This is a genomic window from Pseudomonas sp. S5D5 (genome assembly GCF_003013355.1).
Lineage (GTDB): Bacteria > Pseudomonadota > Gammaproteobacteria > Pseudomonadales > Pseudomonadaceae > Aquipseudomonas > Aquipseudomonas aylmerensis.
The window spans coordinates 1,557,254-1,570,856 of the sequence record NZ_PTEO01000001.1 but is presented as its reverse complement, the minus strand read 5'-3'; the positions used below and the strand labels follow the sequence as shown (position 1 = coordinate 1,570,856).

The 13,603-nt window shown below is 59.7% G+C and carries 17 protein-coding genes; 13 read left to right on the top strand and 4 right to left on the bottom strand.

Annotation, left to right across the window (positions count from 1 at the left end; genetic code table 11):
• Positions 1-78: 78 nt before the first annotated feature.
• Entirely contained in the window at positions 79-381 is a 303-nt protein-coding gene (locus tag C9990_RS07575) for a type II toxin-antitoxin system HigB family toxin (RefSeq protein WP_065909487.1), read from the top strand.
• Positions 381-737, top strand: coding sequence for a type II toxin-antitoxin system HigA family antitoxin (locus tag C9990_RS07570; protein ID WP_106802931.1), 357 nt, complete (start codon positions 381-383; stop codon positions 735-737). Before C9990_RS07575 ends, C9990_RS07570 begins: the two co-directional genes overlap by 1 nt.
• 74 nt (positions 738-811) lie before the next feature.
• Here the strand turns inward: C9990_RS07570 and thrH are convergent, their stop codons facing one another.
• Positions 812-1,429, bottom strand: coding sequence for a bifunctional phosphoserine phosphatase/homoserine phosphotransferase ThrH (thrH, locus tag C9990_RS07565; protein WP_106802930.1), 618 nt, complete (start codon positions 1,427-1,429; stop codon positions 812-814).
• Between the two features lie 153 nt (positions 1,430-1,582).
• Between thrH and C9990_RS07560 the strand changes: the two genes are divergently transcribed.
• From C9990_RS07560 to C9990_RS07550, 3 genes are all read left to right on the top strand, one after another.
• Positions 1,583-2,317 (top strand): phosphoadenylyl-sulfate reductase, encoded by a 735-nt coding sequence (locus tag C9990_RS07560; protein WP_106802929.1) that lies wholly within the window; start codon positions 1,583-1,585, stop codon positions 2,315-2,317.
• A 416-nt stretch (positions 2,318-2,733) separates the two neighbouring features.
• Entirely contained in the window at positions 2,734-4,260 is a 1,527-nt protein-coding gene (locus C9990_RS07555) for an NCS1 family nucleobase:cation symporter-1 (RefSeq protein WP_065909477.1), read from the top strand.
• A gap of 13 nt (positions 4,261-4,273) precedes the next feature.
• Positions 4,274-5,002 (top strand): aspartate/glutamate racemase family protein, encoded by a 729-nt coding sequence (locus C9990_RS07550; protein WP_106802928.1) that lies wholly within the window; start codon positions 4,274-4,276, stop codon positions 5,000-5,002.
• 326 nt (positions 5,003-5,328) lie between these two features.
• On the opposite strand, the gene C9990_RS07545 is transcribed toward C9990_RS07550, so the two are convergent.
• Complete coding sequence (locus C9990_RS07545) at positions 5,329-6,252, bottom strand: LysR family transcriptional regulator (RefSeq protein WP_106802927.1); 924 nt, start codon at positions 6,250-6,252, stop codon at positions 5,329-5,331.
• A gap of 106 nt (positions 6,253-6,358) precedes the next feature.
• Here C9990_RS07545 and C9990_RS07540 point away from each other — a divergent pair, with 106 nt between their 5' ends.
• Positions 6,359-7,105 carry a 3-oxoacyl-ACP reductase family protein gene (locus C9990_RS07540; RefSeq protein ID WP_106802926.1) on the top strand — a complete coding sequence of 249 codons (747 nt, stop codon included), beginning with the start codon at positions 6,359-6,361 and terminating at the stop codon, positions 7,103-7,105.
• Between the two features lie 86 nt (positions 7,106-7,191).
• Here C9990_RS07540 and C9990_RS07535 read toward each other — a convergent pair whose 3' ends face one another.
• Both C9990_RS07535 and C9990_RS07530 read right to left on the bottom strand, forming a co-directional pair.
• The gene (locus C9990_RS07535; RefSeq protein WP_106802925.1) at positions 7,192-7,881 is read right to left on the bottom strand and encodes an HAD-IA family hydrolase; all 690 of its coding nucleotides are present in this window, start codon (positions 7,879-7,881) and stop codon (positions 7,192-7,194) included.
• 106 nt (positions 7,882-7,987) lie between these two features.
• Entirely contained in the window at positions 7,988-8,836 is an 849-nt protein-coding gene (locus C9990_RS07530) for an oxidoreductase (protein ID WP_106802924.1), read from the bottom strand.
• A gap of 98 nt (positions 8,837-8,934) precedes the next feature.
• On the opposite strand from C9990_RS07530, the gene C9990_RS07525 reads away from it, so the two are divergent.
• The 7 genes from C9990_RS07525 (at position 8,935) to C9990_RS07495 (ending at position 12,929) form a co-directional block, all read left to right on the top strand.
• Positions 8,935-9,831: a LysR family transcriptional regulator gene (locus C9990_RS07525; protein ID WP_106802923.1), complete on the top strand. Its 897-nt coding sequence runs from the start codon at positions 8,935-8,937 to the stop codon at positions 9,829-9,831.
• A gap of 28 nt (positions 9,832-9,859) precedes the next feature.
• Positions 9,860-10,216, top strand: coding sequence for a DUF2784 domain-containing protein (locus C9990_RS07520; RefSeq protein WP_106802922.1), 357 nt, complete (start codon positions 9,860-9,862; stop codon positions 10,214-10,216).
• Between the two features lie 83 nt (positions 10,217-10,299).
• Positions 10,300-10,878, top strand: a complete 579-nt coding sequence (locus C9990_RS07515; RefSeq protein ID WP_065909463.1) for a DUF4337 domain-containing protein — start codon at positions 10,300-10,302, stop codon at positions 10,876-10,878.
• Between the two features lie 133 nt (positions 10,879-11,011).
• Entirely contained in the window at positions 11,012-11,671 is a 660-nt protein-coding gene (locus tag C9990_RS07510; RefSeq protein ID WP_106802921.1) for a M24 family metallopeptidase, read from the top strand.
• A gap of 17 nt (positions 11,672-11,688) precedes the next feature.
• Positions 11,689-12,042, top strand: coding sequence for a gamma-glutamylcyclotransferase family protein (locus C9990_RS07505; protein WP_106802920.1), 354 nt, complete (start codon positions 11,689-11,691; stop codon positions 12,040-12,042).
• A gap of 101 nt (positions 12,043-12,143) precedes the next feature.
• Positions 12,144-12,479 carry a hypothetical protein gene (locus tag C9990_RS07500; RefSeq protein ID WP_065909457.1) on the top strand — a complete coding sequence of 112 codons (336 nt, stop codon included), beginning with the start codon at positions 12,144-12,146 and terminating at the stop codon, positions 12,477-12,479.
• 72 nt (positions 12,480-12,551) lie between these two features.
• Positions 12,552-12,929: a c-type cytochrome gene (locus tag C9990_RS07495; protein ID WP_106802919.1), complete on the top strand. Its 378-nt coding sequence runs from the start codon at positions 12,552-12,554 to the stop codon at positions 12,927-12,929.
• The last annotated feature ends 674 nt before the right edge of the window (positions 12,930-13,603 follow it).

Here is a 13,603-nt window from a genome sequence, read left to right as displayed (position 1 = left end):
AGCTCGTCAGAAATCATTTCCGCGATTGCATCCCTTCCCACCTGCACCTATGATCTCCCAAATTGGGAGGTTGCAGCGATGCGGATAATCGCCCTCTCTACCTTACGAATATTCTGGGAAAGCCATCCCGCCCAGGCAGACGCCAAAACGCCGCTGATCGAGTTGTATCGTCATATGGAAAAGGCCGTTTACCCAACGCCACAAGCACTCAAGGCCGAGCTCAGGACCGCGAGCATTCTCAAGGGAGGCAGGGTGGTGTTCAACGTGGGTGGCAACAAATATCGAGTGATCATGGCGATCGATTATCAGCGACAGCTTGGGTTCATACGTTTCGTAGGGACTCACTCGCACTACGACCAGATCAATGCGGAGACCGTGTGATGAACATCAAACCGATACATTCCCAGGAGGACCTGACCGCTGCGCTTGCCCGCGTGGAACAGATCTGGGGAGCAGCGATGGGCTCACCTGAGGGTGACGAGCTGGAAATTCTCGCCATACTCATCGAAAAATACGAGGCGGAGCATTTTCCAATGCCGCCTTCGGACCCGGTGGAAGCGATCAAATTTCGCATGGAGCAACTGGGCATGACCGCCCGTGATCTTGAGCCCTTCATTGGGACGAGCGGGCGAGTCTCCGAAGTGCTGAATCACAAGCGCAAGCTGAGCCTTTCGATGATCAAGCGCTTGCATGAAGGCCTGTGCATTCCTTACGAGCGGCTGCTGGCCGGGGCCTAGAATCTTGCGCCGTGAAGCCGGCGCCTACAAGGATTACACATGACCTGCAGGCGCCGGTTTGCCAGGGATAGTCGTTACAGGCTCAACTGCCGATTCGAGGCCTTGATGAACTCTTTCTTCAAATCCTCGAACGTATGCACCGCCGGGAATTGCGGGAACTCTCGAATCACATTCTCCGGCGCATGGAACAAAATCCCACGGTCGGCTTCGCCCAGCATGCTGGTGTCGTTGTAGGAATCGCCAGCGGCGATCACGCGGTAGTAGAGCGTCTTGAACGCCAGTACCGATTGGCGCTTGGGGTCTTTCTGGCGCAGTTGGTAGCTGACCACGCGGTCGTTTTCGTCAGTGATAAGGCGGTGGCACAACAACGTCGGGAAGCCCAGCTGGCGCATCAGCGGCTGCGAGAACTCGTAGAAAGTATCGGACAGGATCACCACCTGGAAGCGTTCGCGCAGCCAATTGACGAACTCAATGGCGCCGTCCAGCGGCTTGAGGGTGGCGATCACTTCCTGGATGTCGGCGAGTTTCAGCCCGTGTTCGTCGAGGATGCGCAGGCGTTGCTTCATCAGCACGTCGTAGTCGGGAATGTCCCGGGTGGTGGCCCGCAAAGATTCAATACCGGTTTTTTCGGCGAAGGCGATCCAGATTTCCGGAACCAACACTCCTTCCAGGTCAAGACAGGCAATTTCCACAAGACGCTCCCATTGGTTTTATTGAATTGAGCCAGCAAAAAAGGACTGCCGAACTCTAGCGATTCAAGCCCGCCGCCGCAACGCAGGGCGGATTTTGATACCATCACTTCCCTATAGAGCGCTCAGCGCCACTGACCTGTAGGAACCGTCCTGATGAACCAAGCCTTCGACGTCGCTGAACTCGCCGCGACTTACGCCAACAAATCCGCCCAGGATATTCTCAAGCTGGCTTTCAGCCAGTTCGGTGATGACCTGTGGATTTCCTTCAGCGGCGCCGAGGACGTGGTGCTGGTGGACATGGCCTGGAAGCTCAACAAGAACGTCAAGGTGTTCAGCCTCGACACCGGCCGCCTGCACCCGGAGACCTATCGGTTCATCGAGCAGGTGCGCGATTTCTACAAGATCGATATCGAACTGATCTCGCCGGACCAGAGCAAACTGGAACCTTTCGTCAAAGCGAAAGGCCTGTTCAGCTTCTACAAGGACGGCCATGGCGAATGCTGCGGCGTGCGCAAGATCGAGCCGTTGCGCCGCAAGCTCTCGGGCGTCAGCGCCTGGGCTACCGGCCAGCGCCGTGACCAGAGCCCTGGCACACGCAGCCAGGTGGCGGCACTCGAAATCGATACGGCGTTTTCCACCCCCGAACGCACCCTGTACAAGTTCAACCCGCTCGCGCAGATGACCAGCGAAGAAGTCTGGGGCTACATCCGCATGCTCGAACTGCCCTACAACAGCCTGCACGAACGCGGCTTCATCAGCATCGGCTGCGAACCCTGCACCCGCCCGGTGCTGCCGAACCAGCACGAGCGCGAAGGCCGCTGGTGGTGGGAGGAAGCCACGCAGAAGGAATGCGGGCTGCACGCCGGGAACATCATCAGCAAGGCCTGAGGGCCGATTTGGTTAACAATCTGGGAGCGGGCTCGCCGTAGCAAGCCCGCCCTACATTTGTTGTTTGTTGCCAGCAATCATGTACACACAGATGTAACCATCGGTGCCATTTATGTGTGCAATCTTTCTGAGCCCGCACCATAACGTAACACCTCGACACGCCCTTCCCTTCCCCTCCTGAATCGACCCCAGGCAGCGTAAAAATAAATAGCTGTTCGAACGGTCAATTTATATCGCTTTAGATTCAGCTAGTTATTTGCCAACCCTGCAAAAACGAAATTACCCGCCGTTTTCATAGAACGAAAACTGGCACGCATGTGGCTTAAGGTGAAAAACGCTTTGTATACAATAAATGCAAAACCTACATACACTTTGCCATCGGCGGCTTGCCTGCCGATGTGCTGGAGCCTGCCGGAATGCGTACTAGTCTCTCCAATAATATCGCACTGGATCTGCCCTCCTCTCTGAGCCCCGAGACTACAGGTCCCGGCCCGCTGGTACTGAGCCCGCGCCTGCACAACAAGGACCTGGCGCCCACCAAGGTCGAAGGCCGGCGCTGGGGCCGCTACAGCATCTTTGCGCTGTGGACCAACGATGTGCACAACATCGCCAACTACTCGTTCGCCATTGGCTTGTACGCCCTGGGCCTGGGTGGCTGGCAGATCCTGTTGTCCCTGGGGATCGGCGCAGCGCTGGTGTATTTCTTCATGAACCTGTCGGGGTACATGGGGCAGAAGACCGGCGTGCCGTTTCCCGTGATCAGCCGTATCAGTTTCGGCATCCATGGCGCGCAGATCCCGGCACTGATCCGCGCGGTGATTGCGATTGCCTGGTTCGGTATCCAGACCTACCTGGCCTCGGTCGTTTTCCGCGTGTTGCTTACCGCCATTCATCCAGGCTTCGCCGCCTATGACCACAACTCGATCCTGGGCCTGTCGTCCCTTGGCTGGGCGTGTTTTGTCGCGATCTGGCTGGTACAGCTGGTGATCCTGGCCTACGGCATGGAGATGGTGCGGCGCTATGAAGGCTTCGCCGGGCCGGTGATTCTGCTGACGGTGGCCTCGCTGGCCGGCTGGATGTACTTCCAGGCGGGCGGCAATATTGCCTGGTCGATCCGTGAACCGCTGAGCGGCGGCGAGATGTGGCGCAATATCTTTGCCGGTGGCGCGCTGTGGCTGGCGATCTACGGCACGCTGATCCTCAACTTCTGCGACTTTGCCCGCTCCTCGCCGTGCCGCAAGACCATCCTGGTCGGCAACTTCTGGGGCCTGCCGGTGAATATCCTGGTGTTCGCGGCGATCACCGTGCTGCTCTGCGGCGGGCAGTTCCAGCTCAATGGCCGGGTGATCGAAAGCCCGACCGAAATCATCGCGGCCATCCCCAATACGTTTTTCCTGGTGCTCGGTTGCCTCGCATTCCTGATCGTCACCGTGGCGGTGAACATCATGGCCAACTTTGTCGCGCCCGCCTTTGTGCTGAGCAACTTGGCGCCCAAGTACCTGAACTTCCGCCGCGCCGGGTTGATCAGCGCCACCGTGGCGGTGCTGATCCTGCCGTGGAATCTCTACAACAGCCCGCTGGTGATCGTGTATTTCCTCTCTGGCCTGGGCGCGCTGCTGGGGCCGTTGTACGGGGTGATCATGGTCGATTACTGGTTGATCCGTAAAAGCCAGGTGGACGTGCCGCAGCTGTATAGCGAAGACCCGAAAGGCGTTTATTACTACAGCCGTGGGGTGAATATGCGCGCGGTCGCGGCGTTCATTCCTGCAGCGGTGATCGCCATCCTGTTGGCGCTCTTGCCGGGATTTGCCAGCGTCTCGCCGTTTTCCTGGCTGTTTGGCGCCGGTATTGCAGGGTTGCTGTACCTGCTGATCGCCAAGCGCCAGGCGTTCTACGCCGATGTCAGCGGCGAAAGCATTGCAGTCGATAACGTCAGTCATTAATCAAGGACCTTCCATGCGTATCCTCGTGGTCAACGTCAACACCACCGAATCCATCACCGAGACCATTGCCCAGCAGGCACGCGCTGTGGCGGCACCGGGCACCGAGATTGTCGGGCTCACGCCGTACTTCGGTGCGGAGTCGGTGGAGGGCAACTTTGAGAGCTACCTGGCCGCCATCGCCGTGATGGACCGCGTGATGGCCTACGACCAGCCGTTTGATGCGGTGATCCAGGCCGGCTACGGCGAACACGGCCGTGAAGGCTTGCAGGAATTGTTGAACGTGCCGGTGGTGGACATCACCGAAGCAGCCGCCAGCACCGCGATGTTTCTCGGTCATGCCTATTCGGTGGTGACCACCCTGGACCGTACCGTGCCGCTGATCGAGGACCGCCTGAAACTCGCCGGCCTGTACCAGCGCTGCGCCTCGGTGCGCGCCAGTGGCATGGCCGTATTGGAGCTGGAAGAAAACCCGCTGGCGGCCATGGAAGCCATTGTGCGCCAGGCAGAGTTGGCCATCAGCGAGGACAAGGCCGAGGTGATCTGCCTGGGCTGCGGCGGCATGGCCGGGCTGGATGAGCAGATTCGCCAGCGCACCGGGGTGCCGGTGGTGGATGGCGTGACGGCGGCGGTGACCATCGCCGAATCCCTGGTGCGGCTGGGGTTGTCGACGTCGAAGATTCGCACGTATGCCACGCCGCGGCCGAAGAAAGTTATCGGCTGGCCGGGCAGGTTTGGTCGGTAGACCGAGGTGGGGCTATCGCAGGCAAGCCAGTTCCCACATTGGAATGGGGTCGGCCGGGCAGGCTTGGTCGGTAGACCGAGGTCGGGGTATTGCTGGCAAGCCAGTTCCCACATAGGAATGGTGTCGACAGGGCAGGTTTGATCGGTAGGCCGAGGTGGGGGTATCGCAGGCAAGCCAGCTCCTACATTGGAATGAGATCGGTCGGGCAGGCTTGGTCGGTAGGGCGAGGTCGGGGTAATGCTGGCAAGCCAGCTCCTACATTGGAACGGGGTCGGTTGTGGGAGCCGGGCTTGCCCGCGATGGCGTCACCGCGGTTCAAGGGCGGGTCAAATGGCGCTGAATCGCTGGCCCAGCTGGCGCTCGGCAAATTGCTCGATGATGAAGTCCACAAACGCCCGGGTCTTGCCCGGCAGCAGTTTGTGTTCGGCGTAGTAGATCGAGATAGTGCCGTCATCGACGTACCAGTCGGGCAGCACCCGCACGACCGCGCCGCTGTCGAGGAACGGGACGGCCATCGGCATGCTCACCAGCGCGATGCCCAGGCCCTGGGCGCTGGCGCAGCAGGCGGCTTCCGAGTCGCTCATGGTCATGCCGGGCTTGAGCACCAATGGGCGCTGTTCGCGCCCGATACTGGTGAGTTGCCAGGAACGAATGCGCCCGGTTTGCGGCGAGCGGATCAGGATGCCCTTGCAGCGGGCCAGGTCTTCAGGCGAAAGGACTGGCGGGCGCCGCGCCAGGTAATCCGGCGAGGCCACCAGCACCCGATGCGCCGGCGACAGCTTGCGGGCGACCACCCCTTGCGGCAGCTCGAAACCACCGCCGATCGCGGCATCAAAGCCTTGGCCGATCAGGTCGACCTGGCGGTTATCGAAATGCCAGTCCGGGCTGATGTCCGGAAAGCGCCGCATGAACTCTCCCAGCAGCGGCACCACATACCGATTGCCGAACACCGTGCCCATGCTGACCTTGAGCGTGCCCACCGGCCGCCCTTCGGCGCTGGCCAGGTTGGCCACGGCATTCTGGATGGTGGTGAGGCTGGCGCTGACTTCTTCGAGGAACAGTTTGCCGGCTTCGGTCAGGGTCAGGCGCCGGGTGCTGCGCTGGAACAGGCGCACGCCGAGGCGCGCTTCCAGCTTGGCGACGCTTTTGCCGACCGCTGCCGGGGTCAGGCTCAGGTGTCGCGCCGCCTCGGCAAAACTGCCGCCCTCGGCGCTGCGCACGAAGCATTCGATACTGCCAAAGCTTTCCATATCAACCCATTCAAAACTTTTGGTTTACACAGATTATAGCAATCACGGTCTACCGGGTGGCCAGGGTGAGGTCGATACTCGCCTCATCAACTACTCGGAGATCGACATGACCACACAAAACCTCACCGGCAAAGTCGCCTTGATCCAAGGCGGTTCTCGCGGCATCGGCGCCGCCATCGTCAAGCGCCTGGCCGCACAAGGCGCAGCGGTCGCCTTTACCTACGTCAGCTCGGCCGCCAAGGCGCAAGCCCTGCAGGACAGCGTAATCAGCGAAGGCGGCAAGGCCCTGGCGATTCACGCCGACAGCGCCGATGCCACAGCGATTCGCAACGCCGTCAATGCCACCGTCGAAGCCTTCGGGCGCCTGGATATCCTGGTGAACAACGCCGGCGTACTGGCCATCGCGCCGCTGGAAGATTTCACCTTGGAAGATTTCGACCAGACCCTGGCGATCAACGTGCGCAGTGTATTTATCGCGACCCAGGAAGCGGCCAGGCACATGGGCGAAGGCGGCCGGGTGATCAATATCGGCAGCACCAATGCCGAGCGCATGCCGTTTGGCGGCGGTGGCCCGTACGCGATGAGCAAGGCGGCGCTGGTGGGACTGACCAAAGGCCTGGCGCGCGACCTGGGGCCACGGGGCATTACCATCAACAACGTGCAGCCGGGTCCGGTGGACACCGACATGAACCCTGCAGACAGTGACTTCGCCGAAAGCCTGATCGGCTTGATGGCCGTGGGCCGTTACGGGCATGTCGAAGAGATTGCGAGTTTCGTCGCGTATCTCGCCGGGCCTGAGGCCGGTTACATCACCGGGGCAAGCCTGACCATTGATGGCGGTTTCAGCGCATAACCCTTGCAGGAGCCCGGCGTGCCGGCGATGGCGATCTTGAGGACGCCATCGCTGGCAAGCCGGGCTCCTACAGTTGATTGTGGGATTTAATTGAACGGCGGCAGGCCATACGCAGCCAGGTCAAACTCCGCGAGTTTGCGGATGATCTGGTCGGCGTGGTGGTACTTGCTGTCGGCCATGGCTTCGTCGGGCACCGCAATGGCGGTCATGTGGGCGGCCTTCGCGGCGGTCACACCGAACGGCGAATCCTCGAACACCAGACAATCTTCAGGCGCCACGCCGAGTCGGCGCGCGGCGGTGAGGAAGATATCCGGCGCAGGCTTGGCGGCACCGACTTCCGGGTCGTCAGCCGTCACAATGGTGTCGAACAACCCGAACCACTCGCGGTGCAACGTAGTTTTGTGGCCAAACGAATTACGCGACGAACTGGTGCCCACGGCAATCGGGATGTTGTGCGCCTTCAAGTGCCGCACCAGCGCTTCGGCGCCAGGCATGCCGAGGGCCTTGGGAAAGCGCTCGCTCATCAGCGGTTCGCGGATCTCGAGAAACTCGGCCGGGGTGATCGGCAAGTCCAGCGCCTTGACCACATAATCGGCCAGGTCCTGGGCACCGCGCCCGATGATGTGCTGCTTGATGCCCCAGTCGTAGGTACGCCCGTAGCGTTCGGCGATGATCTGCGTGACTTCGGTGTAGATGCCTTCCGTGTCCAGCAACAATCCGTCCATATCAAAAATCACGGCCTTGATCGGACCGACTGCAGTACGCGGTGCATTCATCAGTAAAACACCCTGGGGAAGGACTAAAAGGATTCAGCACAATAGCGGCCCGGGTTGCCTGCAAGCAACCACCGCGGCCACGATTACCTTCGTCCCCCCCCAAGGCTCACTCAGGAAAATCCGCCCCCTGCGTCACGTCCGCCCACGCTTCAAAGTCGGCACTCAATGCCTTGACCTTGGAGCGTGCAAAGCCCAGTGCAGCCTTGCCCAACAGCAAGCGCAGGGGCGGCTGCTCGGCCTCCACTGCCTTGACGATGGCAATCGCCGCGCGCACCGGATCACCCGGTTGCTTGCCGCTGTAATTGCGCACGGTGCTGGCACGGGCCGCCGCGGTATCGCGGTAGTCGTCGATGGCGGGCGCGGCCTCGTTGGCCGAACGTCCAGCCCAGTCGGTACGGAACGGCCCCGGCTCCACCAGCAGGACCTTGATCCCCAGCGGCGCGACTTCCTGGGACAGCGCTTCGGACAAACCCTCCACGGCAAACTTGGTGGCGTTGTAGAAACTCAGGGAAGGGAACGCAGCAATACCGCCCACCGAAGAAATATTCACCACCGTGCCCGAGCGCCGCGCACGCATGCCGGGCAATACCGCGCGGGTCATGGCGCTGAGGCCCCACACGTTGATTTCGAACATGCGGCGCACTTCGTCCAGCTGGCTTTCTTCGAACGCGCCGAAGTAGCCGATCCCGGCATTGTTGACCAGCACATCGATATGCCCGAAGTGCGCGTGCGCCGCCTGCACCGCCGCCTCGACCTGGGCCTGTTCCGTCACGTCCAGGGCCAGCACCAATGCGTGGTCTTCGTGACCGGCAACGATGTCCTGCACCTGTTGCGGATTGCGCGCGGTCACCACCGTCGGGTAGCCGAGGCTCAAGGTGTGCAACGCCAATTGACGGCCGAAACCGGTGGAGCAACCGGTGATAAACCAGACAGGTTTTGCAGTTGAATCGGTCATGAAGGGCATTCCTCGTGAGGTGAGGAAAAAAGTATGCGCTCGGGTGTTCTTGTTAAAAAGATGCATAATCCGCAAGCCCCTTTCGGAAAAACCACACAATGGACGCGCCGGATTTCCAGCAATTGCGCCTGTTCCTACAGGTCGCGCGCACCAAAAGCTTCACCCAGGCGGCGGATGCCGTCAGCCTGTCGGTGTCGACCGTCAGCCAGCGCGTCGGCGCCCTGGAAAAACAGCTGGGTGTGCGCCTGCTCAATCGCACCACCCGCAGCGTCAGCCTGACCGAGGCCGGCACACAGCTGCTGGAAAAAATCACGCCGCTGCTCGAAGAGCTGGAAACCAGTTTGCACAGTGTCGCCGCCGCTACCGTCGAGGCCAGCGGCACCTTGCGCCTCAACATCCCCTCCACCGCCAGCCGCATGGTGCTGCAACCGCTGTTGCAGGGTTTCCTGCACAAACACCCGGGGATCAATCTGGAAGTGGCCGTGGATAACGCGTTGGTCGATATCGTCGCCCAGGGCTTCGACGCGGGAATCCGCTACGACCACGTGCTGGCCGAGGACATGGTGGTGATCCCGGTGGCCCGGCAACTGCGCTTTGTGATTGTCGCCACTCCCGGCTACTTGCAGGGGCGCAACGTGCCGACCCATCCTCACGATTTGCTCGAGCATGAATGCGTCAACTACCGCAGCGCACAAACCGGCCTGATGCACCGCTGGGATTTCGAAAAAGACGGCAAACCGCTGCGGGTCACGGTCAAGGGCCGACTGGCGACCAATGACATCGAACTGATGATCAGGGGCGCACTCGACGGCTTCGGCTTTGCCTACGTGGCGCGCTCCAGTGTCGAGGCGTATTTGCACAGCGGCGAGTTGGTGGAAGTCCTCGGCGACTGGATTACCCACAGCGCGTTGTATTTGTACTACTTCAACCGCAGCAACACGCCAAAGAAACTGCGGGTGTTTATCGACTACCTGCAACAACAACTCGGCGAATGACCCAGGCCCCCTTAAAAGCGAACCCATCATGCTCTATCGCGTAATCGCCGACGGCCTCGTGCTGTTTCACCTGTGCTTCATCCTGTTCGTGCTGTTCGGCGGGCTACTGGCCCTCAAGTGGCGGCCCGTGATGTGGCTGCACCTGCCCGCCGCCGCGTGGGGCGTGGCGGTGGAGGTGTTCCACCTGCCCTGCCCGCTGACCCGCTGGGAAAACCTGTTTCGCCACCTCGCCGGACAGGACGGCTATGCCGGCGGATTCATCGAGCACTACATCCTCACGCTGATCTACCCGGCCGGGTTGACGCCACAGATCCAGCTGGGGCTGGGCGCGCTGGTGCTGCTGATCAACGCGGCGGTGTATGTGCGCTTGATCAGGCGCAGGTAGGAAATTTGCAGCGTTACGTACAGGATTGAGACAGCTGGCGTGGTGAAGAATCAGACTCCCTCATTCCGTTCGTAGACGCCCCCATGTCCGAAGCCTTCGAAGTCCCCAGCCCCCACGAAAAACACCTCGAACACACCACCGAACATGCCCACGGCCGCGGGGATAATTTCGCCAGCCGCATCGCCGTGATGACCGCGCTCATGGCCACCCTCGGTGCCATGCTCAGCTACCAGGCCGGTTCCACCGAAAGCGAAGCGGCGATGGACAAGAACAACGCCGCCATCATCAAGACCGAAGCGGCCAACCAATGGAACTACTACCAGGCCAAATCCAGCCGACAAAACCTGGCGGAACTGGCCACGCATATCCCCGGTGTGGACGCTGCGCATTACAAGGATGAAATCGAGCGCTACAAAAGCCAGAAGGAAGACGTGCGCAAGCAGGCGGAGAAACTTGAAGCCACCTCGAAGGAATGGGACGAGAAATCCGAACAGGCGCTGCACCAGCATCACCGCTGGGCCCAAGCGATGACCGCGATCCAGATCGCGATTTCGCTGGCGGCGATCACCTTGCTGACGCGCAAGGAGTGGCTTAAACGGATGTCCTACACGGCCGGCGGCATCGCCTTGGTATTGGGCGGCCTGGCGTGGCTGCACGTCTGAACCTGCAGGCGCAAGCAGTGTGCTGTCGACAGAAAATGTCGGCACACAGCGCGTTTGCACTTTGGCTGCTCCGCTCTATCGCTATATAGTAAAATGCACAGCGCCTGATGCTGCTCAACGCGAGGAAAAGCCGGTGTCCACACAACCCAAAGAAGCCGTGGGCGCCGCCTACAGTATCGACTCCATGCGTTTTGCCCAGGCCATGACCTGGCAAGCCATCGAACAGCTTTCCCAGCGCATCCGCCCCGGCATGCTGGAGTCCGAAGCTCGCGAGCTGGGCAAGCAGGTGCTCGCCGACCTCGACATGCAACGCATCTGGCACCCGCTGCTGGTGCGCTTCGGCGCCAATACCCTGAAGGCCTTCAACCAACGCTCCGACGGCGACCCAGTGCTGGGCGAAAACGATATCTTCTTCATCGACATGGGCGCCGTGTGGCAAGGCCACGAAGGTGATGCCGGCGCGACCTTCGCCACCGGCAACGATCCGCAAATGCTCGCCTGCGCCAGCGCCGCCAAAGAGCTGTTCGACCGCGTGCAGGCCCGCTGGAAAAACGCCAAGGTCGTCGGCCTCGAGCTGTACCGCTACGCCGAAGAACAAGCCCAGGCCATGGGCTGGCGACTCAACCTCGACATCAAGGGCCACCGCGTCAGCGATTTCCCCCACGCCGTCCATCGCGGCGGAGACCTGGGCGACTTCGAACACTACCCGAACGCCGGGTTGTGGATCCTGGAAATCCAGATCGCCCACCCAACCAAGCCGTATGGCGCCTTCTACGAAGACTTACTCGCCTGACCCTTTAAGGAACATTCATGGACCGCTCCACCGAACACCCCGTGCTGCTGTTTTCCTACGGCACTTTGCAAGACAAAGCCGTGCAACTGGCCAACTTCGGCCGCGAGCTGACAGGCCAGCAGGACGCCATGCTCGGCTATTCGCAAAGCTGGGTCGAGATCACCGACCCAGAGGTGCTGGCAAGCAGTGGCAAGACCCATCACCCGATCGTGGCGCCGACCAAAGAGCCAGACGCCCAAGTCGAGGGCAGTGTGTTTCAGATTACCGAGCAGGAATTGGCCGCCGCCGATGCGTATGAAGTGGCGGACTACAAGCGTGTGTCGGTGGCGCTGGCGTCAGGCCTGACGGCATGGGTGTATGTACAAGCCTGAAGATGAAATTTCCGGTAAATGATTTCAATCTCACAGGCCGGAGATTAGAGTGGCGCGCCTTCGAGAATTGAATCTCGATTTTTAGCCCATGGAGTTACCCAGTGAAGTACGTCAGTAAAGTGGTTGCAGCAGCTGTTCTCGGTTTCACCCTCGCAGGCTGCACCGGCACCGCCATCAAATCCCCGCAATACGACAGCAGCCAATACACCGTTCTCGGTCACAGCGAAGCCAGCGCCACCGGCATCATGCTCTTCGGCGTCATCCCGATCGGCCAGAACAGCCGCTTCGTCCGCGCCCAGGATGCCGCAATCAAGGCAAAAGGCGGCGACGCGCTGATCAACACCCAAGTCCAGGAAAACTGGTTCTGGGCTTGGGTACTGAGCGGTTACACCACCAAGATTTCCGGTGATGTGATCAAGCTGAAAACCGCACAGTAAGCGCACGACGTAAAAAAGCCGCTTATCTCTCCAGGAGAAAGCGGCTTTTTCATGCAATAAGGCCTGATAAAAATGAAAATCTTGGTCATCGCTTCGCTGGGGATCTTATCGCTGGCTCAAACACCCCTGGCCGTCGCGGAAAACAGCAACGGAAAAAACCTCTACCTGCAACGATGCGCGATGTGTCACGGCGCAGACATCAAGGCAACAGGCCCGCTGGCGCATAAAAGCACGCCTCCCACACCTGACCTCACGACCGCCGCTTTCAAGAAGCGCCTGAGTGATTATCCGGGCGTTATCGTTTCTTCGATAATACTTCGCCCTAACGGCGACTTGATCCCGAGAACGTTACGAGAGAACGGCGTAAAGCTGGCGCCGCACGCCTGGAGCATCCAGGATCTGCGTGATTTGAATCAGTACATGAGTGGCGTGATTTCGAAAGCGAGGTGATTTTCAGACGCCAGAAACCACAAACCCCCGGTTTTCTCTGGGAAAACCGGGGGTTTGTGTTTACTTAATGTGGCGGTGAAGGAGAGATTCGAAACTACCCGCAAGGTGACTTCCATTATGCAAGTACCCGAATTACAAGGACTGTAGCGATGCTGTCTCTCCAAAAAATCGAGATTCTCAGTCCCATCGTAGTCCCATGGAATTCGCACCTTAGTAGTGCGCCAGGGTCAAGCAGGGGTAAAAAACAGCATTCGGGCCGTTTTGTGTTGAGGCATGGGAAAAAGGTAATATTGGTAATACGCTTGTGAATCAGAGATAAACCTCTTTAATTTCAATGGCTTGGTGGTATTTGGAAAGGTAATAGTTTGGTAATTTTTAGGTTAGGTCATTACCTTTTCATCTAGTAATTTCTAGCACCCTAAATATCCAGCAAAAACAATCACTTGGGAGAATATTACCTTTGCCATTACCAAATATTACCCCTGAAGGTAATGCGTCTCCTCCCCGAACCATAAGGGCTGTAGCGCAGAAGACAACGTTCCTTACCAAAATTACCCTTTTGCCGCCCCTTGGCTCAAAAAGCGGAGCCAGCGTTGCTAGTGCCTCTTCGCGAAAATCCTTCAAAACTGTTTATTCATACAGTTGCAGAGGATAGCCAATCGCCTGCATTCTTA

Bases quoted from the DNA above. Each gene is read 5' to 3' on its own strand.
- C9990_RS07575 (WP_065909487.1), top strand. From the start codon at position 79: ATGCGGATAATCGCCCTCTCTACCTTACGAATATTCTGGGAAAGCCAT.
- C9990_RS07570 (WP_106802931.1), top strand. From the start codon at position 381: ATGAACATCAAACCGATACATTCCCAGGAGGACCTGACCGCTGCGCTT.
- C9990_RS07560 (WP_106802929.1), top strand. From the start codon at position 1,583: ATGAACCAAGCCTTCGACGTCGCTGAACTCGCCGCGACTTACGCCAAC.
- C9990_RS07555 (WP_065909477.1), top strand. From the start codon at position 2,734: ATGCGTACTAGTCTCTCCAATAATATCGCACTGGATCTGCCCTCCTCT.
- C9990_RS07550 (WP_106802928.1), top strand. From the start codon at position 4,274: ATGCGTATCCTCGTGGTCAACGTCAACACCACCGAATCCATCACCGAG.
- C9990_RS07545 (WP_106802927.1), bottom strand. From the start codon at position 6,252: ATGGAAAGCTTTGGCAGTATCGAATGCTTCGTGCGCAGCGCCGAGGGC.
- C9990_RS07540 (WP_106802926.1), top strand. From the start codon at position 6,359: ATGACCACACAAAACCTCACCGGCAAAGTCGCCTTGATCCAAGGCGGT.
- C9990_RS07535 (WP_106802925.1), bottom strand. From the start codon at position 7,881: ATGAATGCACCGCGTACTGCAGTCGGTCCGATCAAGGCCGTGATTTTT.
- C9990_RS07530 (WP_106802924.1), bottom strand. From the start codon at position 8,836: ATGACCGATTCAACTGCAAAACCTGTCTGGTTTATCACCGGTTGCTCC.
- C9990_RS07525 (WP_106802923.1), top strand. From the start codon at position 8,935: ATGGACGCGCCGGATTTCCAGCAATTGCGCCTGTTCCTACAGGTCGCG.
- C9990_RS07520 (WP_106802922.1), top strand. From the start codon at position 9,860: ATGCTCTATCGCGTAATCGCCGACGGCCTCGTGCTGTTTCACCTGTGC.
- C9990_RS07515 (WP_065909463.1), top strand. From the start codon at position 10,300: ATGTCCGAAGCCTTCGAAGTCCCCAGCCCCCACGAAAAACACCTCGAA.
- C9990_RS07505 (WP_106802920.1), top strand. From the start codon at position 11,689: ATGGACCGCTCCACCGAACACCCCGTGCTGCTGTTTTCCTACGGCACT.
- C9990_RS07495 (WP_106802919.1), top strand. From the start codon at position 12,552: ATGAAAATCTTGGTCATCGCTTCGCTGGGGATCTTATCGCTGGCTCAA.